The organism is Enterobacter sp. MGH 33, assembly GCF_000534535.1.
In the GTDB taxonomy this organism is placed as follows: Bacteria; Pseudomonadota; Gammaproteobacteria; order Enterobacterales; family Enterobacteriaceae; genus Enterobacter; species Enterobacter hormaechei_C.
Window position 1 is genome coordinate 145286 of sequence record NZ_KI973212.1, and the last position, 25911, is coordinate 171196.

General features: G+C 55.9%; 25 protein-coding genes and 2 pseudogenes. 11 read left to right on the plus strand and 16 right to left on the minus strand.

Annotated features, from left to right (window positions below; translation table 11 throughout):
- Positions 1 to 76 precede the first annotated feature (76 nt).
- Positions 77 to 1072 (minus strand): LacI family DNA-binding transcriptional regulator, encoded by a 996-nt coding sequence (locus tag L379_RS23100; RefSeq protein ID WP_003861974.1) that lies wholly within the window; start codon positions 1070 to 1072, stop codon positions 77 to 79.
- A 17-nt stretch (positions 1073 to 1089) separates the two neighbouring features.
- Complete coding sequence (locus L379_RS23095) at positions 1090 to 1638, minus strand: helix-turn-helix domain-containing protein (RefSeq protein WP_003861973.1); 549 nt, start codon at positions 1636 to 1638, stop codon at positions 1090 to 1092.
- 103 nt (positions 1639 to 1741) lie between these two features.
- Between L379_RS23095 and L379_RS23090 the strand changes: the two genes are divergently transcribed.
- The gene (locus L379_RS23090; protein WP_015569922.1) at positions 1742 to 2401 is read left to right on the plus strand and encodes an AzlC family ABC transporter permease; all 660 of its coding nucleotides are present in this window, start codon (positions 1742 to 1744) and stop codon (positions 2399 to 2401) included.
- The gene (locus tag L379_RS23085) at positions 2401 to 2724 is read left to right on the plus strand and encodes an AzlD domain-containing protein (RefSeq protein ID WP_015569921.1); all 324 of its coding nucleotides are present in this window, start codon (positions 2401 to 2403) and stop codon (positions 2722 to 2724) included. Before L379_RS23090 ends, L379_RS23085 begins: the two co-directional genes overlap by 1 nt.
- 42 nt (positions 2725 to 2766) lie before the next feature.
- On the opposite strand, the gene L379_RS23080 is transcribed toward L379_RS23085, so the two are convergent.
- The 6 genes from L379_RS23080 to fdhD all read right to left on the minus strand — a co-directional run bounded on the left by L379_RS23080 (position 2767) and on the right by fdhD (position 8906).
- Positions 2767 to 3366: a DUF1120 domain-containing protein gene (locus L379_RS23080; protein WP_032649890.1), complete on the minus strand. Its 600-nt coding sequence runs from the start codon at positions 3364 to 3366 to the stop codon at positions 2767 to 2769.
- Positions 3357 to 5780 (minus strand): fimbrial biogenesis usher protein, encoded by a 2424-nt coding sequence (locus L379_RS23075; RefSeq protein ID WP_032651991.1) that lies wholly within the window; start codon positions 5778 to 5780, stop codon positions 3357 to 3359. The genes L379_RS23080 and L379_RS23075 overlap by 10 nt, the downstream gene beginning before the upstream one ends.
- A gap of 26 nt (positions 5781 to 5806) precedes the next feature.
- Positions 5807 to 6493, minus strand: coding sequence for a fimbria/pilus chaperone family protein (locus L379_RS23070; RefSeq protein WP_032651994.1), 687 nt, complete (start codon positions 6491 to 6493; stop codon positions 5807 to 5809).
- 76 nt (positions 6494 to 6569) lie between these two features.
- Positions 6570 to 7277, minus strand: a complete 708-nt coding sequence (locus tag L379_RS23065; RefSeq protein ID WP_032651996.1) for a DUF1120 domain-containing protein — start codon at positions 7275 to 7277, stop codon at positions 6570 to 6572.
- 465 nt (positions 7278 to 7742) lie between these two features.
- Positions 7743 to 7955 carry a YdgH/BhsA/McbA family protein gene (locus tag L379_RS23060; protein ID WP_032651998.1) on the minus strand — a complete coding sequence of 71 codons (213 nt, stop codon included), beginning with the start codon at positions 7953 to 7955 and terminating at the stop codon, positions 7743 to 7745.
- A 114-nt stretch (positions 7956 to 8069) separates the two neighbouring features.
- Complete coding sequence (gene fdhD / locus L379_RS23055; RefSeq protein ID WP_032652000.1) at positions 8070 to 8906, minus strand: formate dehydrogenase accessory sulfurtransferase FdhD; 837 nt, start codon at positions 8904 to 8906, stop codon at positions 8070 to 8072.
- Between the two features lie 371 nt (positions 8907 to 9277).
- Between fdhD and fdnG the strand changes: the two genes are divergently transcribed.
- The 4 genes from fdnG to fdhE are packed head-to-tail and all read left to right on the plus strand — an operon-like array spanning position 9278 to position 14801.
- Positions 9278 to 12328: a formate dehydrogenase-N subunit alpha gene (gene fdnG, locus L379_RS23045; RefSeq protein WP_086626598.1), complete on the plus strand. Its 3051-nt coding sequence runs from the start codon at positions 9278 to 9280 to the stop codon at positions 12326 to 12328.
- Positions 12329 to 12340: 12 nt separating this feature from the next.
- On the plus strand, positions 12341 to 13243 hold the full coding sequence (gene fdxH / locus L379_RS23040) for a formate dehydrogenase subunit beta (protein WP_014072386.1): 903 nt from the start codon (positions 12341 to 12343) through the stop codon (positions 13241 to 13243).
- Positions 13240 to 13875, plus strand: a complete 636-nt coding sequence (gene fdoI, locus L379_RS23035) for a formate dehydrogenase cytochrome b556 subunit (RefSeq protein ID WP_015569914.1) — start codon at positions 13240 to 13242, stop codon at positions 13873 to 13875. Before fdxH ends, fdoI begins: the two co-directional genes overlap by 4 nt.
- The gene (gene fdhE / locus L379_RS23030; RefSeq protein WP_003861956.1) at positions 13872 to 14801 is read left to right on the plus strand and encodes a formate dehydrogenase accessory protein FdhE; all 930 of its coding nucleotides are present in this window, start codon (positions 13872 to 13874) and stop codon (positions 14799 to 14801) included. Before fdoI ends, fdhE begins: the two co-directional genes overlap by 4 nt.
- 39 nt (positions 14802 to 14840) lie before the next feature.
- Here fdhE and L379_RS23025 read toward each other — a convergent pair whose 3' ends face one another.
- Positions 14841 to 15212 carry a type II toxin-antitoxin system VapC family toxin gene (locus tag L379_RS23025; RefSeq protein ID WP_077266491.1) on the minus strand — a complete coding sequence of 124 codons (372 nt, stop codon included), beginning with the start codon at positions 15210 to 15212 and terminating at the stop codon, positions 14841 to 14843.
- A 2-nt stretch (positions 15213 to 15214) separates the two neighbouring features.
- Positions 15215 to 15457 carry a ribbon-helix-helix domain-containing protein gene (locus tag L379_RS23020; protein ID WP_015569912.1) on the minus strand — a complete coding sequence of 81 codons (243 nt, stop codon included), beginning with the start codon at positions 15455 to 15457 and terminating at the stop codon, positions 15215 to 15217.
- A gap of 198 nt (positions 15458 to 15655) precedes the next feature.
- On the opposite strand from L379_RS23020, the gene L379_RS23015 reads away from it, so the two are divergent.
- Positions 15656 to 16576: an alpha/beta hydrolase gene (locus L379_RS23015; RefSeq protein ID WP_032652004.1), complete on the plus strand. Its 921-nt coding sequence runs from the start codon at positions 15656 to 15658 to the stop codon at positions 16574 to 16576.
- An 8-nt stretch (positions 16577 to 16584) separates the two neighbouring features.
- On the opposite strand, the gene fabY is transcribed toward L379_RS23015, so the two are convergent.
- The 6 genes from fabY to L379_RS22985 all read right to left on the minus strand — a co-directional run bounded on the left by fabY (position 16585) and on the right by L379_RS22985 (position 21329).
- The gene (fabY, locus tag L379_RS23010) at positions 16585 to 17526 is read right to left on the minus strand and encodes a fatty acid biosynthesis protein FabY (RefSeq protein WP_015569910.1); all 942 of its coding nucleotides are present in this window, start codon (positions 17524 to 17526) and stop codon (positions 16585 to 16587) included.
- 44 nt (positions 17527 to 17570) lie between these two features.
- The gene (dtd, locus tag L379_RS23005; protein ID WP_015569909.1) at positions 17571 to 18008 is read right to left on the minus strand and encodes a D-aminoacyl-tRNA deacylase; all 438 of its coding nucleotides are present in this window, start codon (positions 18006 to 18008) and stop codon (positions 17571 to 17573) included.
- The gene (locus L379_RS23000) at positions 18005 to 18886 is read right to left on the minus strand and encodes a virulence factor BrkB family protein (protein ID WP_003861949.1); all 882 of its coding nucleotides are present in this window, start codon (positions 18884 to 18886) and stop codon (positions 18005 to 18007) included. The genes dtd and L379_RS23000 overlap by 4 nt, the downstream gene beginning before the upstream one ends.
- The gene (yihX, locus tag L379_RS22995) at positions 18880 to 19479 is read right to left on the minus strand and encodes a glucose-1-phosphatase (protein WP_003861947.1); all 600 of its coding nucleotides are present in this window, start codon (positions 19477 to 19479) and stop codon (positions 18880 to 18882) included. Before yihX ends, L379_RS23000 begins: the two co-directional genes overlap by 7 nt.
- Positions 19480 to 19597: 118 nt before the next feature.
- Positions 19598 to 20398, minus strand: coding sequence for a DeoR/GlpR family DNA-binding transcription regulator (locus tag L379_RS22990; RefSeq protein WP_003861944.1), 801 nt, complete (start codon positions 20396 to 20398; stop codon positions 19598 to 19600).
- Positions 20399 to 20432: 34 nt separating this feature from the next.
- On the minus strand, positions 20433 to 21329 hold the full coding sequence (locus L379_RS22985; RefSeq protein WP_023304652.1) for a sugar kinase: 897 nt from the start codon (positions 21327 to 21329) through the stop codon (positions 20433 to 20435).
- 155 nt (positions 21330 to 21484) lie between these two features.
- On the opposite strand from L379_RS22985, the gene yihU reads away from it, so the two are divergent.
- From yihU to L379_RS22965, 4 genes and pseudogenes are all read left to right on the plus strand, one after another.
- On the plus strand, positions 21485 to 22375 hold the full coding sequence (gene yihU / locus L379_RS22980; RefSeq protein ID WP_032649900.1) for a sulfolactaldehyde 3-reductase: 891 nt from the start codon (positions 21485 to 21487) through the stop codon (positions 22373 to 22375).
- Between the two features lie 17 nt (positions 22376 to 22392).
- Positions 22393 to 23100, plus strand: a pseudogene (locus L379_RS22975) (aldolase); the annotation flags it as partial.
- A pseudogene (gene yihS, locus L379_RS22970) lies at positions 23096 to 23833 on the plus strand (sulfoquinovose isomerase); the annotation flags it as partial. The pseudogenes L379_RS22975 and yihS, both read left to right, overlap by 5 nt.
- A 16-nt stretch (positions 23834 to 23849) precedes the next feature.
- On the plus strand, positions 23850 to 25874 hold the full coding sequence (locus L379_RS22965) for an alpha-glucosidase (RefSeq protein ID WP_032652006.1): 2025 nt from the start codon (positions 23850 to 23852) through the stop codon (positions 25872 to 25874).
- Positions 25875 to 25911: the final 37 nt, after the last annotated feature.

Here is a 25911-nt window from a genome sequence, read left to right on the forward strand (position 1 = left end):
AGTGTTGACCCGAAACGTTTCGGATACAAACCAAAACGTTTCGGATCTGTGATCGGGTTTGGAATTTTTGGTGTAATCAGGCCGTCTGGCCTGGGGAGAATTCTGGCTGCCAGAGCACCTGAAGGGTGTCAATGTCGTCGCCATTAATCAGCTGGCGCACCATATCGGCAATCTGTTTCCCGACACCCTGACGGGTAGACTGGATCACCGCCGCGACGTCGATATCGACAATGCTGTCCTGCGGTAAGCCGTCATAGACCACCAGCGAAACGGCATTTTCACCGGTTAAGCGCCCCATCTGCGCCAGGGCCATCGCTGCGCCGTCGCCGTGGGTGTTGCAGTCAGTAATGATGGCCGTGGGCGGCTGCGGCAGGGAGAGAAGTTCTTGCGTGGTGGCATACCCCACGCGACGCGAAGGGGGCATGGCGCGCAGCCATTCGCTGGAAAGTCCGGCTTCCCGCAGCGCGTCCAGGTAGCCCTGGCGGCGCTGGGTGATGAATGCCTGGTTGTTGCTTTCGCCCAGCAGCGCAATGCGCTGATGGCCTTTCTCGATCAGCCAGCGGGTGGCCTGATATGTGCCGGCATAGTTGTCGAAATCGAACCACGCGTACGGCTGCGGGAGCTGGCTGCGGCCGAGCGCCAGGAACGGGAACCCGGCGGCCTGTAGCTGCTCAAGACGCGGATCGTGATCCAGCGTATGCGCCACAATCAGCGCATCCACGCGTCGGCTCTGCACCATGCGCATATAGCTGTGTTTGTCCGCCAGATCGTCGTCAGCGATGAGCAGCAGGTCAATCTCATGTCGCGCCAGTTCGTGGCTAATTTCGCCGACCATGTCCATAAAAACGCTGTTATTGAGCGGAACAGGATGCACCGGAAACACCAGCCCTACGGCGTCGATTTTGCCCATCTTCAGGCGACGGGCAAAGGTATTTGGTCGATAGCCACGGCGCTGGGCCTCCGCTTCCACGCGGGCGCGCGTCTCAGCAGAAACGTCGTCATACCCGTTGAGGGCGCGGCTGACGGTGGTAACAGACAGCCCCAGTTCTTTGGCAATGGCTTTAAGCGACATGATTTTCCGTATCTTTGTTAGTTTTGTTCCGCCACCAGCAGCGCGTGCGTATCTGGCTCCAGCGCCTTAAAGATATGCGGCTGGTCAGCGGGGTAGCAAATGTAATCTCCCGGGCCGAGCTCTTCCGCCGCGTCGATCAGACCGACCATCGCCCGCCCCTGGGTCACGATAATATGCTCAACCGAACCAGGCGGATGGGGCTGGGAAATACGGTCTGCCCCCGGCTGAGTCAGCAGCAGATAGATATCACGACGCGCGCCAGGCGGACACGCCGCGAGCAAAATCGCCTCGTAGTTCGCCTGCCCGGCGACGACTTTTGTGCCCTCGCCGCGGCGGATCACCTGCGTGACGGGTTGCTGCGGCTCCAGTAACCGGGCAAACGGAATATCCAGCGCCACGCAAAGCGACCACAGCGTTTCCAGGCTAGGATTGCCGTTGCCAGACTCCAGTTGAGAAAGCGTGGATTTGGCGATCCCGGCACGGCGGGCAATTTCCGCCAGTGAGAGCCCGGTTCGCAAGCGTTCTCGCACCAGGCTTTTGGCGATCACGCTGATTGGCTGCGTCATAATAACGGCCTCTTTCTCTCTATAACGAACGAATCGTTCGTCTTGTAAAACGTTTCTGATGCGTTCATTATAATGGAAATACGTTCGATATGGCTAAAATGGTATGAAGAATCACCTCTCTTGCCTGAAAGGCGACACGATAAAAGCGATCGTCCTGGTCTGCCTCGCGGTGGGCGTGGTCGGCATGTCTTATGGCTCACTGGCGATGGCCTACGGTTTCCCGCTGTGGGTGCCGTTTGTCCTCTCCCTCACGGTGCTGGCAGGCGCATCCGAGTTTATGTTTATCGGTATCGTGGCGAGCGGCGGCAATCCGCTGGCAGCGGCAGCGGCCGGTTTACTGGTTAACGCGCGCCATGTGCCGTTCGGCGTTACAGTGCGTGAACTGGTGGGCAAGCGCGGCCTGAGCTTTCTGGGCTGTCATATCATGAATGATGAAAGTGTGGTGTTCGGCCTGTCGCAAAAAACCGCCGAGCAGCGTAAAGCGGCCTACTGGCTGTGCGGCCTGGGCGTGGCAATCATCTGGCCGCTGGGGGCGGTGCTGGGCGCGATGGTCGGCAAGCTGCTGCCAGATCCGGAAACCATCGGGCTGGACGCGGTGTTCCCGGCGATCCTGCTGGCGTTAGTGGTGCCGGCATTTAAAAACCGTACCACGCTGATCCGCGCCTGTAGCGGCGCAGTGTTGTCGCTGGCCGCCGTACCGTTTGCGCCGGTTGGCCTGCCGGTGCTGCTCTCTTTGCTCGGCCTTGCCGCGAGGAAAAAATAATGGAAAACATGACGGTTTTTATTCTCGGCATCGCCATTCTTTCTGCCGGAACCTATCTGATGCGTCTCGGCGGGGCGAAACTCGGTAGCCGGCTGGCGCTTTCTGAACGGTCGCAGGCGCTGCTTTCAGACGCGGCAACCGTTTTGTTGTTCTCCGTCGCGCTGGCAACAACGTTTTATGAAGGGGACCATTTTGCCGGGATGGCGCGCGTACTGGGGGTGGGGTTCGCGGTGTTTCTGGCCTGGCGCAAAATGCCGTTAATTGTGGTGATCGTCGCGGCGGCGGTGGTGACGGCGCTGCTGCGTCTGGCGGGGATCCACTAAGAAAAATGCCCGACAGAACAGCGCTGCCGGGCATCTGAGGGGTTAATGCGCAGGAAGCGTATCGACGTTAAGCGTCAGCGTTTCTTCAAAATCCGTGGTGTTAGTAACGCTAAACGCCTTGTCAGAGAGATAGGTCGTGATCATCATGGTGGCGACAAACTGCTCGCCCGCCACTTCTGTACCGTTTACCGCCGCCAGCGCTTTTTCCGGCTTCAGCGTCACCTGAGAAGCGCCTCCCTGAACGGCTACCGCGCCAATATCGACCGCGGCCAGCTGCACGGGGTTCCCGTCCACCCGCCCATCTTTGAATTCGATTTTCATCGCGCCGCTGTCCGTAAAACGATACGCCAGGTTCTGTCGGGCAATCCCGTCTACGGAGATGCGCATTTTGCGCACATCCGGACACAGCACCGAAACCTGAACTTCACGCATCACAGAAGCATAACCGTTGTACACTTTGCCAATATGTTCAGCGGACGTTTGCCGCATATCCTCTTTACGGTAGCGCCCGTAATCGACTTTCTTCACCGCCGACATCATTTCACAGGCGCCGTCATCGGCCTGCGCCATTCCCGAAAGTCCCGCTGCGCCGCAGAGCAGCATAAGCATCAGCGCGTATTGACGAACGTTATTCAGAGACATTTCCCTGTCACCTCTTCATAGAATTTATTCGGTTCTGCCTCCGGCAGGGTGTACGTCAGCCTGCAACGCCCTTCATCCAGCTTCGCATACAGCTGCTGGCTGGCAGAGATATCGTTCAGGAAGATCACGCCGTCTTCTGGCGCACTCGTCACATACTCCCCTGCCGCGTCCACAATCGAGACACCTTCCGGCAGCGGCGTACCGTCCGCACGGCGTATACTGAGCAGCACGCGGCGCTGGCTTAACGTCGCAAACTCCCACTTCGCCACAGCGCCGTGAGACGCTTTGATCGCTGTTCTGCCATTTCTTACGTCCAGATTGCCTGGCAGGCTTTCCGTGTTGATCTCAATCGTGCTTTCACGGAACGGCGACAGCGCAGGAATAATCGCCTGGCCCCATTTATCGGTCCATACCGCGCCGCGCGGGGTACCTATCTCGATGCCAGCCACCGGTTTATCCAGTCTGGCAATGGCGTACGTATCGGTCACGCGGTAAGGCGAGAAGGTCACCCCGTCGCTGTGGGCGACAATCCCGCCGCTTAATGCTGCTGAGTAGTTGGTATTGCTGTCGTTATCTCCTCCTGCCGCCAGCGCCAGGTTGGTGTAATGCAGATTACTGTTCAGCGAGCTGTCCCAGCTGGTGGTGTTCTCTTCCTGGTCCTGAGTGACCCCCACCGTGTACTGGTTCTCAGCGTTGAGCGAGCCCATCGCCCGCGTGCCGTAAGAACGCTTACCTTCGCTCTCGCGATACCAGGAGCTGGTTGTCACGCCTGAGCGTCCCAGCGGGATCGACACGTTTACGTAAAACTGATCGTTGTCGCTGCTGTCGTGCCGGCTGACATCCGACTCCCAGTTCACGCTCACGTTGAAGTATTTAAAAGTCTGTGACCACGACGATATAAACCGGCGACTGTCATAGTCGCTGTTCCAGCTCTCGTTGCGATAATAGCTGAGGGAAAAGCGGCCCAGCGTGGTACTCGACCAGTTGATACCGACGCTGGTGTCGTATTTGGTTTGCGACATATCGTCATCGTCGCCGTAAAGTTCCGCCATCTCGCGATAGTCCGGTGTGCCATAGCTACCGCCCAGCGAAAGCCCAATGCCCCACGGCAGGGAGTAACCCAGATCCAGCGTCGTTTTGTTGCCGTCAGTTTGCGTCTGGTTGTCTATTGACGCCAGAAAACCCAACGAGGCATACAGGTTCTGCATCGGTATGGTATCGAGGTTGCCGGAGAAGCCATAATAGTGGTTATCCGCCATCACCATACCGGCCAGGAAATTGACACGCTTATTGACAGACCAGCCGTTGTTGGCGGACACCACCCACGGATTTTCAAAGCGTGAGTCCATGTCTTCAACGCGGCCCATAGCCAGCGTAAAGCCCGGGGCACGGCCTATATGATTGCTGCGGAACGTACTTGCCGAGACAGTGAATCGGTTTTCGCTGCCGTCAGTCTCGGTGACCGTTACGTTCAGGTCGGTGTTGAGGTTCGCCAGCGGCACGTCATCCAGGTTGAACGGACCGGCAGGAACCAGCGTTGAGTAAATAAGCTGTCCGCCCTGGCGGATATCGACGCGCGCCTGCGGATTACGGGCAATACCGCTGACTTCGACGCCCGTCCCCACCTGAGGAGTGAGTGCGGTATCCGGCATCATCTGGACCCCGTAAATTCCCGGAATACTGAAGCGGCTGTTGGCGATATTAATCTGGCCACCCTGCACCATCACGCCATAATCGGTAAAGGTACGCTGGGCATAGGTGTAGAGGGAGTCAACCTCAAAATCCTGATCGCTGCCGTCGCTAATGAACTGCGTGCTGCGCACAATCCAGTCTCCGGCATTAAAGCCCATTTCAAAGGTCGACTGGAAACGGTCAGCGTTCTCATCATCATAGTGATTATGGGTGCCAAACATGGAGTAATTCAGCATGGCTGCACGTCCGCCACGCACCTCGGCGAACTGTCGGCCATAATCAGGGTCGATCGCTTCAGGCGGTACAACAACCGATATTTCATCAATATCCGGCGAAGTCTGAATCGTTGATCCGGACCAGTAGTGATAAATCTTCGGGCAGGTGCCTCTTTTCGTCTGTTTAATCAGGCCCGCGTTTTCCAGAAACGCTTTATCAATACAGGGCGTTCCTTCCTCATCAAATTTCACCGGCATAATATTGCGCGGCTTACCGTTAATATTAACCGTCACATTATGGTAGCCAGGGGTAAAACGGGGAGTGAGGGAATAGTAATCCGCAATGGCCGGATCAAGCCCGTTATTTTTTAAAGCATCGCTGTCAAATATGGCTCGCGCCAGTTCCAGAGATTCATTCGCATTAGAGGAAATCTCAGCCCGAATATTAAATGCCAGCACGCTAAGGCAAAACACGAGCATTCCCTTTTTACAGGAACCGTTTAACATAACTACTCCATGTTTGTTAAGTGATTTTATTGCTGAAGGTCGGCGATATAATTCCCTGCCTTATAGCCATAACGCGTTGCCGGATAGATTTCGATTTGTTTTTCGGATACTGATATTTTGGCTGGGGCGCTGGCCATCATTTTTTCGCCAGGAAGAATGTAAGTCTTAGCTAATGTCGCGATCGTACCCGAGGCCATTAATTTCACCTTTTGCTCCAGTCGGACGACATAAGGCGTATTATTCTCAACCGTGACATTGCCATTTTTTATCTGCCAGGTGAGTGCCTTCCAGGGTTCAATATTTACCGCCAGGCCAGCCGGGTGAATAATGACGGGAAGGTTCTGGCTAAACACCACTTTAACTTTATTTTTTTCACGCTGTGGGATAGCGGTAAAAATGACACGCTTAAAATGTTCCACCTTCAGCGGCTCATTATTGTTTTTCAGCACAAAACGCACGCGCTGGGTTTTACCCGCATCTACGCGCACAACCGGCTGCGTGGCAAACAGGCCCGGCTTGGGGTCGTCCGGGAGATCAATAATTTTGGTGTACAGCAGCTGTGCTTCAGCATCCGTGTTTTTAACATCCATGCTGGCCCCCTGCTTGTCTTCATTGACAATAAGCAGCGAGGTATCCGGCACCATCCCGGCAGCCATACCGTTGAATGAGGCCAGCAGGCAGGCACAGATCAGCGTTCTCTTTAAAAGCAGCATAATATTAGTCCATTAATATTGGTAATGACACCCCGCCGGAGTGGGGTGTCAGATATTTCATGATGCGCGGGTGCGATTACAGATAAACCAGCTCAACGTTGGTTAAGCCGTCCAGGGTGGCTTCATCCGTGATATTTAAATCATCGGTTGGGTTAATCATCGCGGCGACACCCACATTAAAGTTAACCTTGGTTTGTGCGACAGGCGTGCCGCCCAATGTGTCACTGAAGGAATATAATTCGCTTTTGTCTGTGTTTACTTTTAAATAGCGCTGTCCGCCTGTTGTTGCCCACGTTGTTCCGTTATCGCGCGATGCAGTAGGATACAGTTCATCGCCTGCGTCGTTCGTGACAGCGCCTTTCGTAAGCTGAATCCCTAATGAGTAGGCACCAATTTTCTTACCATTGTACATACCCAGCCCGGCGGTTTGGTACGCCTCTCTCCCAAATTCCGTATCAATAAAACTGGTCGGCAAAACTTGAGTTGGTCCTGAGTCTGCATGGGCATCATTAAACGTTACTGCAATGCGGGTGGCCTCTTCACAGGTAATGGAAACAGGAATAATTTTAACATCCGCCAATGGTGTAGCCGAAGTGGAATTCAGTGAAGACGCACTTATCGTGCCATAATCGGCAATACCACCACCGCTAATAAATGTAGGCGTACAGGAAGAGGGGACGATTTTACCCGTCACCTGAATATCAACACTGGAAGCTGCCAGAGCAGAGGACGCCACGACAGCCAGCGCGGACGCCAGCATTCCTTTTTTAAACATCGCGTTCATTTAATTTCCTTATAAAAGTGAAATACAAAATATGCCAAATAATTAATATTTGGCCTAAGGGGGGTACTACTAAACATTGTTTTAGAAAGTAGCATTACAGATAGCTCAGATCAATAACCCCAAAACGTTTTAGGATTAGAGCCTGAGGAATTCCTTAAATCTCAAGATCAATAATAAATATTTTATATATGAAACTTAAAATAACCGAATGCAACCGCCAAAAACATTCATTGAATAAATACAAGGAATCAACTGGCCAGACCATTTATTTAATATACTTATGGGATTGTTGTTTTTTAAACAAAAGTCACATTAAAAAGCGGATTATTACTTATTTTATTTAGTTAATAAGGTTTATCCAGGAGGATATGACTGTTTTGGGAGGAGTCAAAAGAAAATTAAGCAGAAGGAAGAAGAATGAAACCTGTCCCTGCTCCGAAAAGCAAGGGACAGCGGCTATATGACTTATTTGTTCAGTTCAGCGGTCATGTGTACGCGGTTACCGGTGAATGCCTGGGTAATTTTGTAGGATGACGCGCCCGCTTCCTGAGCCTGTGCGGCGATTTTAGCTTCTGCACCATCCAGCGTAGAGGCGGATGCAGTCACAGTCTGCGCAGCGAAAGAACCGAAAGAAGTAGCCAGAGCGATTAAAGCGACAAAAGTTTTGATGCTTTTCATGAGATAAACCTTTTCGTTAAGTTGTTTAGATAAGGCACCGTGCCTTGATGAGACAAATACTAGCCCTCATCATGAACAACTAAAAGCGGAAGGTTTTGCTATACTCATTCAAAATTACTGATTAATAATCAATCGCTGCGGATGGGTGTAAATTGTCGCCCTGCCCGGCTTGCAGAACCCCACCAGCGTCAGGTTGCAGCGCTCTGCCACTTCGACCGCCAGCGTTGTCGCAGCCGACACCGCAAACAGGATCTCCACGCCGCACATGGCCGCTTTCTGCACCATTTCATAGCTGGCGCGGCTGGAAACGAGCGCGGCCCCTTGCTGCCAGACGGCATCTTCACGCGCGCGACGGCCCAGCAGCTTATCCAGCGCCACATGGCGGCCCACATCTTCATGACCTCCGACGATCTCGCCCGACGGGAGCAACCACGCCGCAGCATGTGTACAGCCGCTCAGCTGACCTATGGGCTGGACATCATTGAGGTGCTCCAGGGCTTTGTCGAGGTTACCGAGGTTGAAGGTCTGGGTAAACGGCAGCGGCGCGACGGGCTTACCGATATCGTTAAGCTGTTCAACGCCACACACGCCGCAGCCGGTGCGTCCGGCCAGCGCCCGGCGGCGCTCTTTCAGCCCCATAAAGCGACGACTGGAGAGTTCGATTTGTACTTCAAGGCCATTACAGGCCTGAACCACATCCATACCGTAGATCTCCTGCGGATGCGCAATGATGCCTTCCGAGAGGGAAAAACCTATGGCGAACAGTTCCAGATCTTTCGGCGAAGCCATCATCACCACATGCGAAATCCCGTTGTAAACCAGGGCAACGGGGACCTCTTCCGCCAGAAAATCCGGCGTGGCATGTGAAATGTGAGGCGGTCTGTGTACCGACAGTTCCACAATGCCCGCAGGCAGTGGCGACACGTGGGCAGCACGGTTTTGTTTAGACACAACGGTATTCCTGAACAACCACGGAAGTGAGCCTGCTATTGCAACACAAACGGCAGGCCTTACGCATAGTATGGATCAACTTTTCAGCAACCATTCTCCTACTCAATACGGAGGGGTGCAACCGATCAGCTGCTACACCTCTTTAACATGCACAGGATAAAATGTGATTGATATCACATTTTATAATCAATGCCGTGATAATACGTTCACTTTGTTTTAACCCCGTTAGAACAGGCGTACCGACATTGTGGTATTCTGGGCTTATCCCTCGGAGAAATGAGGGATTAATGCAAATTTTTCTCCTTTGCGGTTAATTCTCAACCGCAAAGTAAAACTACATAGCAATGTCGTAATGAACCAAGGAGTGACCCATGCAGGTCAGCAGAAGGCAGTTCTTTAAGATCTGCGCTGGCGGTATGGCAGGCACCACGGCGGCGGCACTGGGCTTTGCGCCCGGTGTAGCGCTGGCGGAAACACGGCAGTATAAACTGCTGCGCACCCGCGAAACCCGTAACACCTGTACGTACTGCTCCGTCGGCTGTGGGCTGTTAATGTATAGCCTCGGCGACGGTGCGAAAAACGCCAAAGCATCCATTTTCCACATCGAAGGCGATCCGGATCACCCGGTCAACCGTGGTGCGCTGTGTCCGAAAGGGGCCGGTCTGGTAGATTTTATCCACTCCGAAAGCCGCCTGAAGTTTCCTGAGTATCGCGCTCCCGGCTCTGACAAATGGCAGCAAATCAGCTGGGAGGAAGCGTTCGATCGCATCGCTAAGTTGATGAAAGAAGACCGCGATGCCAACTTTATCGCGAAGAATACCGAAGGCACCACCGTTAACCGCTGGCTCTCCACCGGCATGCTGTGTGCTTCTGCGTCCAGTAACGAAACCGGCTATTTAACCCAGAAATTTACGCGCGCACTCGGTATGCTCGCGGTCGACAACCAGGCGCGTGTCTGACACGGACCAACGGTAGCAAGTCTTGCTCCAACATTTGGTCGCGGTGCGATGACCAACCACTGGGTCGACATCAAAAACGCCAACCTCATTGTGGTGATGGGCGGTAACGCCGCTGAAGCGCACCCTGTCGGGTTCCGCTGGGCGATGGAAGCCAAAATCCACAACGGCGCGAAGCTGATTGTGATCGATCCCCGCTTTACGCGTACAGCGTCAGTGGCGGATTTCTACACCCCTATTCGTTCAGGTACTGACATCACTTTCCTGTCAGGCGTATTGCTGTACCTGATGACCAACGAAAAATATAACCGCGAGTACACCGAAGCCTATACCAACGCCAGCCTGATCGTGCGTGAGGATTACCACTTCGAAGATGGCCTGTTCAGCGGTTATGACGCCGAAAAACGCAAATACGACAAAACCAGCTGGAACTACGAGCTGGACGAAAACGGCTTTGCGAAGCGCGACACCACCCTGCAACACCCGCGCTGCGTGTGGAACCTGCTGAAAGAGCACGTGTCCCGCTATACGCCGGAGGTTGTCGAAAACATCTGTGGGACGCCGAAGGCGGACTTCCTGAAGGTGTGCGAGCTGATAGCGGAAACCAGCGCGAAAGATAAAACCGCGTCGTTCCTGTATGCGCTCGGCTGGACGCAGCACTCCATCGGCGCGCAGAACATCCGCACCATGGCGATGGTTCAGCTGCTCCTCGGCAACATGGGGATGGCAGGCGGCGGCGTGAACGCCCTGCGCGGTCACTCTAACATTCAGGGTCTGACCGACCTCGGCCTGCTGTCTCAGAGCCTGACGGGTTACATGAACCTGCCGAGCGAGAAACAGACCGATCTGCAAACCTACCTGACGGCCAGCACGCCAAAACCGCTGCTCGAAGGCCAGGTGAACTACTGGGGCAACTATCCGAAGTTCTTCGTCTCGCTGATGAAAGCCTTCTACGGCGACAAGGCGACGGCGGAAAACAGCTGGGGCTTTGACTGGCTGCCGAAGTGGGACAAAGGTTACGACGTACTTCAGTACTTCGAAATGATGCACCAGGGCCAGGTCAACGGCTATATCTGCCAGGGCTTTAACCCGGTGGCGTCGTTCCCGAACAAGAACAAGGTTGTCGAGTCTCTGTCGAAGCTGAAGTTCCTGGTGACGATTGACCCGCTCAATACCGAAACGTCGACGTTCTGGCAGAACCACGGTGAGTCGAACGATGTCGATCCGTCGAAGATTCAGACCGAAGTGTTCCGTCTGCCGTCTACCTGCTTCGCGGAAGAGAACGGGTCTATCGTCAACTCCGGCCGCTGGTTGCAGTGGCACTGGAAAGGCGCGGATGCCCCGGGCATCGCCTTGAACGACGGCGAGATCCTGGCCGGTATCTTCTTACGTCTGCGTAAAATGTACGCGGCTGAAGGCGGCGCAACGCCTGAGCCGGTGCTGAACATGACCTGGAACTACTCGACGCCAGAGAATCCGTCTCCGGAAGAAGTGGCGATGGAGAGCAACGGTAAGGCGCTGGCGGACGTTATCGACCCGGCGACCGGTGCGGTGCTGGCGAAGAAAGGCGATCAGCTCAGCACCTTTGCGCACCTGCGCGATGACGGTACGACCTCCAGCGGCTGCTGGATCTTTGCCGGTAGCTGGACGCCAAAAGGCAACCAGATGGCCAACCGCGATAACGCCGACCCGTCGGGCCTCGGCAATACGCTGGGCTGGGCATGGGCATGGCCGCTTAACCGCCGCATCCTCTATAACCGCGCCTCAGCTGACCCGCAAGGCAACCCGTGGGATCCGAAGCGTCAGCTACTGAAGTGGGACGGCGCGAAATGGGGCGGCGTGGATATTCCGGACTACAGCACTGCCGCACCGGGCAGCGATGTCGGGCCGTTTATCATGCAGCCTGAAGGGATGGGGCGCCTGTTTGCTATCGATAAGATGGCGGAAGGTCCGTTCCCGGAACACTACGAGCCGTTTGAGACGCCGCTGGGTACTAACCCGCTGCACCCGAACGTGGTCTCTAACCCGGCAGCCCGCATCTTCAAAGGCGATTTTGAAGCGCTGGGTAAAAAGGACAAGTTCCCTTATGTCGGCACCACTTACCGTCTGACCGAGCACTTCCACTACTGGACCAAGCACGCGCTGCTGAATGCCATCGCGCAGCCGGAGCAGTTTGTGGAGATCGGCGAGAAGCTGGCGAACAAACTCGGCATTGCCCATGGCGATACCGTGAAGGTCTCCTCTAACCGCGGCTACATCAAAGCCAAGGCGGTGGTGACCAAGCGTATTCGCACGCTGAACGTTCACGGTCAGCAGGTGGATACCATCGGCATCCCAATTCACTGGGGTTATGAGGGCGTGGCGAAGAAAGGGTTCATTGCGAACACCCTGACGCCGTTCGTCGGTGATGCGAACACGCAGACGCCGGAGTTTAAGGCCTTCCTCGTGAACGTGGAAAAGGTGTAACGGAGACGACTTATGGCTTATCAATCTCAAGACATTATCCGTCGTTCCGCGACTAACGGTTTCACGCCCGCGCCTCAGGCGCGGGACCACCAGCAGGAAGTGGCGAAGCTTATCGACGTGACCACCTGTATCGGCTGTAAAGCCTGTCAGGTGGCCTGTTCAGAGTGGAACGACATCCGTGACGAAGTGGGTCACAACGTCGGGGTGTACGACAACCCGGCGGACCTGACCGCCAAGTCCTGGACGGTAATGCGTTTCTCGGAAGTGGAGCAGAACGACAAACTGGAATGGCTTATCCGCAAAGATGGCTGTATGCACTGTGCGGATCCGGGCTGCCTGAAGGCGTGTCCGTCAGAAGGGGCTATCATTCAGTATGCCAACGGCATCGTCGACTTCCAGTCCGAGCAGTGTATTGGCTGCGGCTATTGCATCGCGGGTTGTCCGTTTGACGTGCCGCGCCTGAACCCGGAAGACAACCGCGTCTACAAATGTACGCTGTGCGTTGACCGCGTAAATGTCGGCCAGGAGCCAGCGTGCGTGAAGACCTGTCCAACTGGCGCTATCCACTTTGGCTCCAAAGAGGATATGAAAACGCTGGCGGCAGAGCGCGTGGGCGAGCTGAAAACTCGTGGTTACGATAACGCGGGCCTGTACGATCCGGCCGGGGTTGGCGGTACGCACGTGATGTACGTGCTGCACCACGCCGACAAGCCGAACCTGTATCACGGCCTGCCGGAGAACCCGGAAATCAGCGCGACCGTGAAGTTCTGGAAAGGTATCTGGAAACCGCTGGCCGCGGTCGGTTTTGCGGCCACCTTCGCAGCGAGCATCTTCCACTACGTCGGCGTTGGTCCGAACCGTGCGGAAGAGGAAGACGACAACCTGCATGAAGAGAAAGACGAGGTGCGCAAATGAGAAAACGTGACACCATCGTGCGCTACACCGCGCCGGAACGCATCAACCACTGGGTCACCGCCTTCTGCTTCATGCTGGCGGCGATAAGCGGGCTGGGGTTCTTCTTCCCGTCCTTCAACTGGCTGATGCAGATACTGGGCACGCCGCAGCTGGCGCGCATCCTTCACCCGTTCGTGGGTGTGGTGATGTTTGCCTCGTTCATCATCATGTTTTTCCGCTACTGGCACCATAACCTAATCAATCGGGATGATATCTTTTGGGCGAAGAATATTCGTAAGATCGTCGTCAACGAGGAAGTGGGTGATACCGGGCGTTATAACTTCGGCCAGAAATGCGTATTCTGGGCGGCGATTATCTTCCTGGTCCTGTTGCTGGTGAGCGGCGTGATCATCTGGCGTCCGTACTTTGCGCCTGCTTTCTCAATCCCGGTGATCCGATTCGCGCTGATGCTGCATTCATTTGCCGCAGTGGCGTTAATTGTGGTTATCATGGTGCATATTTACGCCGCCCTCTGGGTGAAAGGCACCATTACCGCGATGGTGGAAGGCTGGGTCACCAAAACGTGGGCGAAGAAACATCACCCGCGCTGGTACCGAGAAGTCCGCCAGAAACAGGAAAAGTCATCTGAATGAGTATTCGCATAATCCCGCAAGATGAGCTGGGGTCGAGCGAGAAACGTACGGCGGAGTATATTCCGCCGTTGTTATTCCCCAGACTCAAGAACCTCTACAACCGCCGCGCAGAGCGTCTGCGCGAGCTAGCAGAGAACAACCCGCTGGGCGATTTTCTGCGTTTTGCCGCGCTGGTCGCCCATGCGCAGGAAGTGGTGCTGTACGACCATCCGCTGCAAATGGACCTGACCGCACGCATCAAAGAAGCCAACGAGCAGGGCAAACCGCCGCTGGATATTCACGTCCTGCCGCGCGACAAGCACTGGCATAAGCTGCTGCATTCCCTGATCGCCGAGCTGAAGCCCGAGATGAGCGGCACGGCGCTGGCAGTCATTGAGAACCTGGAAAAAGCCTCCGATCAGGAGCTGGAAGAGATGGCGAGCGCGCTGTTTGCTTCCGACTTCTCACTGGTGAGCAGCGATAAAGCGCCGTTCATCTGGGCTGCGCTGTCGCTCTACTGGGCGCAAATGGCGAGCCTGATTCCAGGTAAAGCCCGCGCCGAATACGGCGAAGCGCGCCAGTTCTGCCCGGTGTGTGGTTCAATGCCGGTCTCCAGCATGGTGCAAATCGGCACCACTCAGGGGCTGCGCTACCTGCACTGCAACCTGTGTGAAACCGAGTGGCACGTGGTGCGCATCAAGTGCAGCAACTGCGAACAGACCCGCGATCTGAACTACTGGTCGCTGGAAAATGAAGACGCGGCGGTGAAAGCGGAGAGCTGCGGCGACTGCGGGACCTACCTGAAGATTCTGTATCAGGAAAAAGACCCGAAAGTCGAAGCCGTGGCCGACGATCTCGCCTCGCTGATTCTGGACGCGAAGATGGAGCAGGAGGGCTTTGCCCGCAGCTCGATCAACCCGTTCCTGTTCCCGGGTGAAGGGGAGTAATCTCCTGTGAGAGTGCCGGGCGGCGCGAGCTTGCCCGGCCTACACCTGGTAAGGCGTAAGGACCTCGTCAATACCCGCAAAATCTTTCGTGTTGCGAGAAATCAACGGACATTTTCTGCTCTGCGCTGTGGCCAGAATGATAGCATCAGGCAGTTTCATTCCATGCTTCTCACGTAGTAAAACGCTTCTTTCCGCAATATCCCGAGACACATCAATAATTTCAAAAGCGCCCATAACGGCTGCCGTTTTCGCTTCATGACCATGCCTGCGAGCGCCCACCATTACTTCCATCCAGGTAATTAAGCTGATGGCACGATGCGACGCGGTATGCTCAATCGCATCCGCAGCTTCAACACGGTTGTTGAAGAGATCAATGAGAATATTGGTATCAAACACTGCCATGTGCTCCATGATTACCACTCCTCACGCAGCTTGCGTTCATACTCAAGCCCGTCCTCTTTTCTGTCTCCCCACAGACCAAGCGCATTTCGGATAACAGAAGAACTCTGCTGGTCGAGATACAGCTCTATCGCTTCCCGAAGCAGTTCAGCACGTGGCTGATTTCGCAATTGCTTGAGATTATCCAAACGTTGAATCACGTCATCAGACAAATCGATAAGTATTCTGCCCATATCAAGTTCCGCCAAAACGCTCATATATCACCTTAGTATATCATCTTTGGTTAATTTTCAGGCAAAATACTCTTTATCAATTTAGGGTTAAAGGACGTTTTTTAGGGAATGATCGATTTTGCGAGCCGCTTTCCACAATATGCACCTCTCAACATTTCTCTGTTTTCATCTGCTGTAAACCAGGCTATAAACTGTATAAAAACACAGTAAAAGGACGTAATCATGGCACTGGAAAAGGGTATTGATAAGCTGGTACAGGAGTTTATTGCCGCAGGACGACCTTCCTCGCGAAAGCAGAGTATTGATGACCGGAGAAGCGGATATGTCGCCAGCACAGCGCTAGCCGGGGAAACAGAAACGCGTGTCCAGGTTGAAACGCTTGTTCTTGAGGATATGACCTTTCGGGTATTTTCGCCTTTCAATGCCCCTGAAACGTTATCTTGTGCCCTCTACTATCATGGCGGTTGTTTTGTCAGCGGTGGGTTTGAAACCCATGATAATCAGCTTCGCCAACTGGCGTTTTACGGTAACTGCCGGGTCATTGCGGTTCAGTACAGACTCGCACCCGAGCATACTTTCCCCGCTGCGCATGACGATGCAGAGAGAGCGGCAGATCTTGTCTGGCAAAATGCAGAACAATTAGGTGTGGATAAAAACCGGATTACACTTTGTGGAGACAGTGCGGGAGGTCATCTTGCGCTGGTAACGTCATTGCGGCTTAAGGCCAAAGGTCTCTGGGATCCCGCGCAGCTCATTCTTATCTACCCCATGCTCGACGCTACGGCCAGTTTTGAAAGCTATGCCCTCAATGGCATGGATTACGTGATTACTCGCGATACCCTTTTGAGCGGCTATGAAATGTATCTGGCTGGAGCCGACCGTCAACATCCTGAAGTCAGCCCACTGTGGCGCAACGACTTTAGCGGTCTGCCGAAGGTCCATATTGTTACCGCGGAGTATGATCCGTTACGCGACGAAGGCGAGGCGCTTTATCAGCGCCTCACGGAGCAAGGCGTGAAGTGTACCGCTCAACGATGGCGGGGTGTAATACACGGCTTCTTCCAGTTGGGTGGAATTAGCCAGTCAGCGCGAGACGTTATGCGAGATATTGCCTGGCGCATTAACCATGCCGGGCGAGAGTGAAAAGGAGACTACTCCTCCTCGTTCCCGCCCTCTTCATACGCGCCATACGGCTTCGCTGGCAGAACGATATAGGTGCCTTCAAACACCGCGCCTGGCGTTTCATCGCCGAACAGCTCCACCTGCATCTGTACGCGTGCTTTACGTCCACGCGCCAGACGGTCGAGATCGCCGCCCAGTGCGCCCAAGTCAGCAACCGCGCTCGGCTTGCCGCTGATCGGGGCGCTGTAGCGGATATGGGCATCGGCCAGAATAATGGTGCCGCCGAGATGACGTTCGCGCAGCATCAGCCAGATCAGTCCCCAGCCGGTGAGCGTGGCGAGTGAAAACAGGCTGCCGGCAAACAGGGTATGGTGCGGGTTCTGGTTGCCGGTTTCCGGCATGGTGGTAATAAATTTTTGCCCGGTATATTGCTGAATACGCACACCCATTTTTTCACTGAGCGGAATGTGCTGATACCACGCCTGCTGGAGCTGCCCGCACCAGTCGGCGCGATGGAGAATATCGTCCAGCGTGGCGATGGGTTTGATCATCAAAAAGTGACGAATCGGCGTAGTTTGCGGGGCGGTGATTTCCCCCTGATTCACGAAACCAAGCTTGGCAAAGAACTCAACGGCATCTTCGCGGGCGCTACAGGTGACACGCTTGACCCCTTCCTGACGGGCAACGGATTCCAGCGTCATAGCCATCAGCGTTCCAAGGCCTTTGTCCTGCACGGAGGGATGAACGGCCATAAAGCGGATTGAAGCTTCGTTGTCGGCATTGATATACAGACGTCCCACGGCAACGAGGTTGCCCTCTTCATCAACCACCATCTGGTGGTGCGCCATCGCGTCCCAGGCGTCGCGTTCAGAGCCTTTAGGTTGATGCAGGGGCTTGCGCAGCATTTCCCAGCGGAAATGGTAATAAGCGTCTAATTCTTCTTCCGTTTGCGGTACTCGAAGGTGATACATAGCTGTACTCTCTCTTGTTACCCGCGGCCATGCCGCCAGTTGGCTCATACCTGGAGCCAGAATGTGACGGGGCCATCGTTCACCAGCGAAACCTGCATATCCGCAGCGAATCGTCCGGTTTGTGTATTCATGTCCTGTTGGCGACAGCGCTCAACAAAGTACTCGTAAAGGGCTTCTGCGCGATCCGGTGCCGCGCCCTTCGAAAAACTCGGGCGCATGCCGCGTTCGGTATCCGCGGCCAGCGTAAACTGGGAGACCACCAGCACGCTGCCGCCCGCCTGCTGAACGTTCAGGTTCATCTTGCCTTCCGCATCGCTGAAAATGCGGTAGCCCAGTACGCGCTCACACAAGCGGTTGGCTTTTTGTTCGTCGTCATCCTTTTCGACACCCAGAAGCACCAAAAGTCCTGGGCCAATTTCACCCGTCACCTCATCCGCCACGGTGACGCTGGCACGGGTTACACGCTGAATCAATGCAATCATGGTTGGTCTGCTTCTTGTTGTTTTTCAGCTTCTGCTGCTTTTTTGAGTTCGCGGTAGACCCCGAGAGTGACAGTTATTTCGGCGCCAAGCAAGACGATACACCACGTCCAGTAGACCCAGACAAACAAAATGGGGATCACCGCCAGCACGCCGTAAATCAGCTGATAAGAGGGGAACATGGTGATATAAAGCGCGAATCCTTTCTTGCCCAGCTCAAAGAGCAACGCCGCGACCAGCGCACCCACCACGGCATCCCGGTTGGGTACGCGCGTGGTTGGTACCACGCTGTAGAGCAGCCAGAACGAAAGCCACGATAAAATCAGCGGGAAGATACGCAGCACGTTATCGATCACGCTGTTTAAGTCGGTCGCCCAGCGCAGCGAAAGAAGGTAGGAACTGATCGCCAGGCTTGCCCCCGCCAGCAATGGGCCAAGGGTTAAAATCATCCAGTAGACGGCAAAGGAGTAAACCTTCGGGCGGACTTTTTTGCTCCGCCAGATGGTGTTGAGCGCACTGTCGATGGAGTACATCAGCAGCAGCGCGGTAACAATAAGCCCACATGCCCCCACCGCCGTCATCTTGCTGGAGTTAGCGACAAACTGTTCAATGTAGTTCTGGATCACATCGCCGGTGGCAGGAATAAAGTTCGCGAAAACAAAATGGCGAAGCTGCATGCTCACATCGGCAAACATCGGAAACGCCGAAAAAAGCGCAAAAATCACCGCCACCAGCGGCACCAGCGAGAGCAAGGACACGTAAGCGAGATTGCCCGCCAGCGTGGTCATGTTGTCCTCGTCAATGCGATGCCAGAGGAGTTTCAGCCACGCCCTCAGCGGGCGCGTGTGGTGATTGGCTTTTTGATGAACGGTTTTTAGCATAACTGCTTCGCAAAGTAGTTCGGTATCGTCTCTTTTCCGGTCACCAGAATGGAGGTGATACCTAACTGATTAGCCCCTTCTATATTATCGGCGTTGTCGTCAAAAAAGACCGCATCCGCCGCCGTGAATCCTTCTTCCTGCAATACCGCCTGATAGATGCGCGCCTCAGGTTTACGCATCCCCATCTCCTGGGAGAGATACACCTTATCTGCCGCCGCGTGGATTTCCGGGTATTCATCCGGCCAGAAGGTGGTATGCAGGCGGTTGGTATTCGACAGGACGACGACACGATGCCCCTGCTCGCGCAGCTTGTGCATGATGTCGATCACTTCGGGGCGGATCGCGACAAATATGGCCTGCCAACCGTGGGAAAACTGCTCGTAGCTTAACGAGAGACCCATTTCCTGACAGAAACGCTCTGCGAACGCTTCATCGCTGATCTCACCGCGCTCGTGCAGATGGAAAGTCTCACCCATCGCGAAATTCTGCTTTAACGTCGCCAGCGGAACACGGCTAAAATCGCTCCATGCGCCCAGCACCCGGTTAAAATCGATATCGACGATTACATTTCCTAAGTCAAAGATATAAAGCATGTTTATCTCCTTTCGCCGTGGAAAAGTAACTGTAGCGGGAAAGAGAAACTTTAGCTATGCGCCAGATTCAGCTTAGAGAAAGGAAAGGCCCGAATCGCAATATCGGGCCATAGGATTTTCAGCCAGCCTGCTGCTCTTCTCCGGAATTGACTTCGACAACCTCAACCTTGCTGGATTTGAGGTGATTTTGCAGCGCCGGGCCGGGCAGCTCATCGGTGAACAGCGCCGTCGCCTGCGCCACGTTGCCGATTTCAACCGCCGCGGAGGCGTGGTATTTCGTATGATCGGCCGCCAGTAAAATGTGACGGGAGTGAGCGATCATGGTTTTCACCACGCTGGCTTCGTTAACGTCAAATTCCATCATCGCGCCGTCGTGCTCTATCGCCCCGACGCTGGTGACCAGGTAATCTGCGCGAAATCCTGACACGAACGCCGTTGCCGCAGGACCGATAATGCCGCCGTTATGCGGGCGCAGCGTACCGCCGGGCACCATCACCTCAAAGCGCGGATTCTTATAAAGAATGTGCGCCACCCGCAGGCTGTTAGTGATGATGCGCAGATGATTATGGTTAAGCAGTGCCCGGGCAACGTGCTCCACGGTCGTCCCGATGGTGATAAAAATGGTCGAACCGTCGGGAATATAGTCCGCAATCGCTTCGGCAATCGCCCGTTTCTCTTCGGTAAGCGAGACTTCACGCTGTTCGAACGCCGTGTTGACCACGCTGGATGCCCTGCCCGCGCCGCCGTGATGACGGGTGATCAGCCCCTGCTCGCTGAGCTTACGGATATCCCGGCGCACGGTTTGCGTGGAGACATCCAGCAGCTGCGCCAGTTCATCAATGTTCATATAGCCGCGATCGGCAATCAGCGTCAGCAGCTGATCGTGACGCGGGTTGCCGGTCAGTTCGGTAAGGCTCATGGGCTGTCCTCTGAAAACCATCACGCCCCGCATTTTATACAAAAAGTGACAAAAAAGAGCGGGTTTGATCACAGTCGGGTATACCCGCGCGCCCGCCGGGCTTTGTACATTTCAGTGCTGCGACGGCGCTGGCAAAACGCACGGCGTCTGCGGCGGGTAATTTCTGCCCCAGGCTGACCGCCAGCGCACCGTGGAACACGTCGCCCGCCCCGGTGGTATCAATGACGTTCACTTCAAAACCAGGCTGATGACATAGCGTGTCGTTTTCCAGCCAGAAACAGCCGTCTCGCCCCTGTGTGACATACACATGTCCATTTGTGAGCGTTTGTGCTTTTTTCAATGCGTTTTCGGTTTCATCCAGCTGCGTTAACCGCCGCAGTCCTGGCGCGGAGAAGGCCGCGTGGTCGCTTAAGGCAATCAGATCCGCGATGTCCTGCGGGGTGACATCCGCATCCAGCAGCGTCGGTACGCCCTGCTGGCGGGCCAGGGTAAATGCCTGTTTTGCCCCGTCATGCCAGCGCACGTCGGCTAAGACAATGTCCCACTGAGAGAAGTCGATTTCATGCAGCCAGTCTGCCGCCGCAGGGAGATCGGGGCTGGGGTAGTTGGCAATCACTCTTTCCCCACCTGCGTCCACCAGCACCGCCGATTGCGACGATCGGGCTCCCTTAACTATGCGCGTATAGCGGGTGTTCACCCCCAGGGATTCCAGCTCCGCAAGCAGTCGTCTGCCGGTATCGTCGTCCCCCACCCGACCAATAAAATCCACTTCCGCGCCCAGTTTTGCGGCTGCCACTGCCGCCGTTGCCGCCGGGCCGCCGCCCACTTCCGTATAGTCTTTTGCGACATATTTCCCACCTTCTTTCGGTAAATCATCGAGATACCAGATGCGATCCAGCACGGTAATGCCGACACAAACGATGCGAGTCATGGTGATTCCTTCTGCGATTTCTGATGCCTTCATTTTAATTTCACCAAATGTTTAAAAAGTGACCCGTGTCAATTTTTTGACTATAAATTACAAATACGATCAAAAACAGACACCACAAACGCGCAAAAATTGACACGATGTGACAGGAGAGAGGCATGTCAGCAATCGCATTTATCGGTTTAGGGCAGATGGGCGCGCCAATGGCGAAGAATCTGTTGAAGCAAGGTCATCAGCTTAACGTCTTTGACGTGAACCCGCAGGCGGTTCAGGCGCTGGTAGAGAGCGGCGCCCGGGCGGCGGGGACGCCAGCGCAGGCCGTAACGGAGGCCGAATTCGTCATTACCATGCTGCCAAACGGCGACCTGGTGCGCAGCGTGCTGTTCGGCGAGCACGGCGTATGCGAAGGGTTATCCCGCGACGCGCTGGTCATTGATATGTCCACCATTCACCCGCTGCAAACCGACGCACTGATCCGCGACATGGCTGAGCAAGGCTTCAGCCTGATGGACGTGCCCGTCGGACGCACCTCTGATCATGCCATCGCCGGTACGCTGCTCCTGCTGGCGGGCGGTACGGCGCAGCAGGTTGAGCGCGCCACCCCCGTTTTAATGGCGATGGGCAATGAACTGATTAACGCTGGCGGGCCGGGCATGGGCATCCGCGTGAAGCTCATCAATAACTACATGAGCATCGCCCTGAACGCCCTTTCCGCCGAGGCCGCCGTACTGTGCGAAGCGCTTGGCCTCTCCTTTGACGTGGCGCTCAAGGTGATGAGCGGCACGCCGGCGGGCAAAGGCCACTTCACGACATCCTGGCCGAACAAGGTGCTGAAAGGGGATCTTTCACCCGCCTTCATGATCGACCTTGCGCATAAGGATCTGGGGATCGCCCTCGACGTGGCCAACCAGCTCCACGTTCCGATGCCGCTGGGCGCGGCGTCCCGCGAAGTATACAACCAGGCACGCGCCGCCGGGCGCGGGCGCGAAGACTGGACGGCCATTCTTGAACAGGTTCGCGCATCTGCCGGGCTGAAAAAAACACACTGATACGAAAGGACTGAGGAATGACGATGTACACCCTGAAAGATATCACCCGACCTTCCGGCGGTTTTGCGATGCTGGCCGTGGATCAGCGCGAAGCGATGCGCCTGATGTTTGCTGCCGCAGGCGCGCCGGTGCCGGTAACCGACCAGCACCTGACGGATTTTAAAGTCAATGCGGCGAAAATTCTGTCGCCGTACGCCTCTGCGATCCTCGTCGACCAGCAGTTCTGCTACAGCCAGATTGTCGAGCAGCAGGCCGTGGCCAAAAGCTGCGCAATGATTGTCGCCGCCGACGAGTTTATCCCGGGGAACGGCATTCCGGTCGACAGCGTGGTGATCGACAAGAACGTTGACGCGCAGGCGGTCAAACGCGATGGCGGTAAGGCGCTGAAGCTGCTGGTGCTGTGGCGCAGCGATGAAGATCCGCAGCAGCGCCTGGAAATGGTGAAAGCGTTCAATACGCTGTGCCACGACAACGGACTGTTGAGCATTATCGAGCCGGTGGTGCGTCCCCCGCGCCTCGGCGCCGCGTTTGACCGCGAGCAGGCGATTATCGATGCGGCCAAAGAGCTGGGCGACAGCGGCGCCGACCTCTACAAAGTGGAAATGCCGCTGTTTGGTAAGGGCACACAGCACGAGCTACTGACGGCCTCGCAGAAGCTGAACGAGAACATCGCCATGCCGTGGGTGATCCTCTCCTCCGGCGTGGACGATAAGTTATTCCCGCGGCGGTAACGCCAATATGCACGCCGTGGAAGCCTTCCTCATCGTCTATGACGTGACCCACGACCGGAAATGGCTCGACCGCGCCCTGCGCATCGCCTCGGTGATTATTCACGACGTGGCGCGCAAAGGGGAGTACCGCGTTAACGAGCATTTCGACACCAGCTGGAACCCGATCCGCGATTACAACATCGATAACCCTGCCCACCGCTTCCGCGCCTACGGCGGCACGCCGGGGCACTGGATCGAGTGGGGCCGCCTGATGCTGCACCTGCGTGCCGCGCTGGAAGCCCGCTTTGAAACCCCGCCGGAGTGGCTGCTGGAAGATGCGAAAGGCCTGTTTCACGCCACTATTCGCGACGCCTGGGCACCCGACGGGGCGGACGGCTTTGTCTACTCCGTGGGCTGGGACGGCAAGCCTATCGTGCGCGAACGCGTGCGCTGGCCAATCGTCGAGGCGATGGGCACGGCTTACGCGCTCTACACCGTCACCGGCGAGGCGCAGTACGAAGCCTGGTATCAGAAATGGTGGGATTACTGCATCAAGTACCTGATGGATTACGAAAACGGTTCATGGTGGCAGGAGCTGGACACCAATAACGAAGTGACCACCAAAGTCTGGGACGGCAAGCAGGATATTTACCACCTGCTGCACTGCCTGGTGATCCCCCGCCTGCCGCTGGCGCCGGGCTTAGCCCCTGCCGTAGCCGCCGGATTACTGGATAGCCTGGCCAAATAATAAAGACGGAGTTTTTATGCGTACCCTACACAATATTGACCTGAAAAATAACGAAAGTGGTTTCACCCTGCGCTGGCAGGACCGTCTGATTTTATCCCACTCTGCGGATGCCCCCTGCCTGTGGATCGGTGCAGGCGAAGCGGATATCGAGATGTTTCGCGGCAATTTCAGCATCAAAGACAAGCTTAACGAAAAGATTGCCCTGACGAACGCGACCGTCACGCAGCAAAGCGCGGGCTGGGCAATCCGCTTTACCCGCGGCGACGCGGTGAGCGCGACGCTGCTGGTGGGCGTGGATGGTGAGGGCCGTCTGGAGCTGAAGCTGAAAAATGACGCCGCCAGCCATAACCGCATCTGGCTGCGGCTGGCGGCTCAGCCTGACGATCATATCTACGGCTGCGGCGAGCAGTTCTCGTATTTCGATCTGCGCGGCAAGCCGTTCCCGCTGTGGACCAGCGAGCAGGGCGTGGGCCGCAATAAGCAGACCTACGTCACCTGGCAGGCCGACTGCAAAGAGAACGCGGGCGGCGACTACTACTGGACCTTCTTCCCACAGCCTACCTTCGTGAGCACCCAGAAGTACTACTGCCACGTGGATAACAGCTGTTATATGAACTTCGACTTCAGCGCGCCGGACTTCCACGAGCTGGCATTCTGGGAAGATAACGCCACGCTGCGCTTCGAATGCGCAGAAACCTACGTCGATCTGCTGGAAAAACTGACCGGCCTGCTGGGGCGTCAGCCTGAACTGCCGGACTGGGTTTACGACGGCGTGACGCTGGGTATTCAGGGCGGCACCGAGGTGTGTCAGCAGAAGCTCGACGCCATGCGCGAGGGCGGCGTGAAGGTAAACGGCATCTGGGCGCAGGACTGGTCCGGCATCCGGATGACCTCCTTTGGCAAACGCGTAATGTGGAACTGGAAGTGGAACAGCGCGCTCTATCCGCAGCTTGATGAGCGGATTGCGCAGTGGAAAGAGGAAGGCGTGCAGTTCCTCTCCTATATCAACCCTTACGTCGCCAGCGATAAAGATCTCTGCGAAGAGGCGTCGAAGCGCGGCTATCTGACCAAAGATGCCGACGGCAAGGATTACCACGTTGAGTTCGGCGAGTTCTACGCGGGCGTTATCGACCTGACTAACCCGGAAGCCTACAGCTGGTACAAAGAGGTGATCAAAAAGAACCTGATCGAACTGGGCTGCGGCGGCTGGATGGCCGATTTCGGGGAATATCTGCCGACCGATACCTTCCTGCACAACGGCGTGAGCGCGGAGATCATGCATAACGCCTGGCCTGCCCTGTGGGCGAAATGTAACTACGAAGCGCTGGAGGAGACCGGCAAGCTCGGGGAGATCCTGTTCTTCATGCGCGCGGGCTACACCGGCAGCCAGAAGCACTCTGTGATGATGTGGGCGGGGGATCAGAACGTCGACTGGAGCCTGGACGATGGTCTGGCGTCCGTCGTACCGGCGGCGCTGTCGCTGGCGATGACCGGGCACGGGCTGCACCACAGCGACATTGGCGGCTATACGACCCTCTTCGAGATGAAGCGCAGCAAAGAGCTGCTGCTGCGCTGGTGCGACTTCAGCGCCTTTACGCCGATGATGCGTACCCACGAGGGCAACCGCCCTGGCGACAACTGGCAGTTCGACGGCGACGCGGACACCATCGCCCACTTCGCGCGCATGACCACCGTCTTCACCACTCTGAAGCCGTACATCAAAGCTGCGGTAGCGCAGAACGCGAAGAGCGGCCTACCGGTGATGCGCCCGCTGTTCCTGCACTACGAGGACGACGCGCGCGCCTACACGCTGAAATACCAGTACCTGTTTGGCCGCGATCTGCTGGTGGCGCCGGTTCATGAAGAGGGACGCCGCGACTGGTCGCTCTATCTGCCGCAGGACACCTGGGTCAATGCGTGGACCGGGGAAACCTGCCAGGGCGGTGACATCACCGTTGATGCCCCGCTCGGCAAACCGCCGGTCTTCTATCGCCAGCACAGCGAATGGGCAGATCTGTTTAGCACCTTACGTCATATATGATAAGGCTCGCCCGCGGGGAAACCTGCGGGCAGACGGA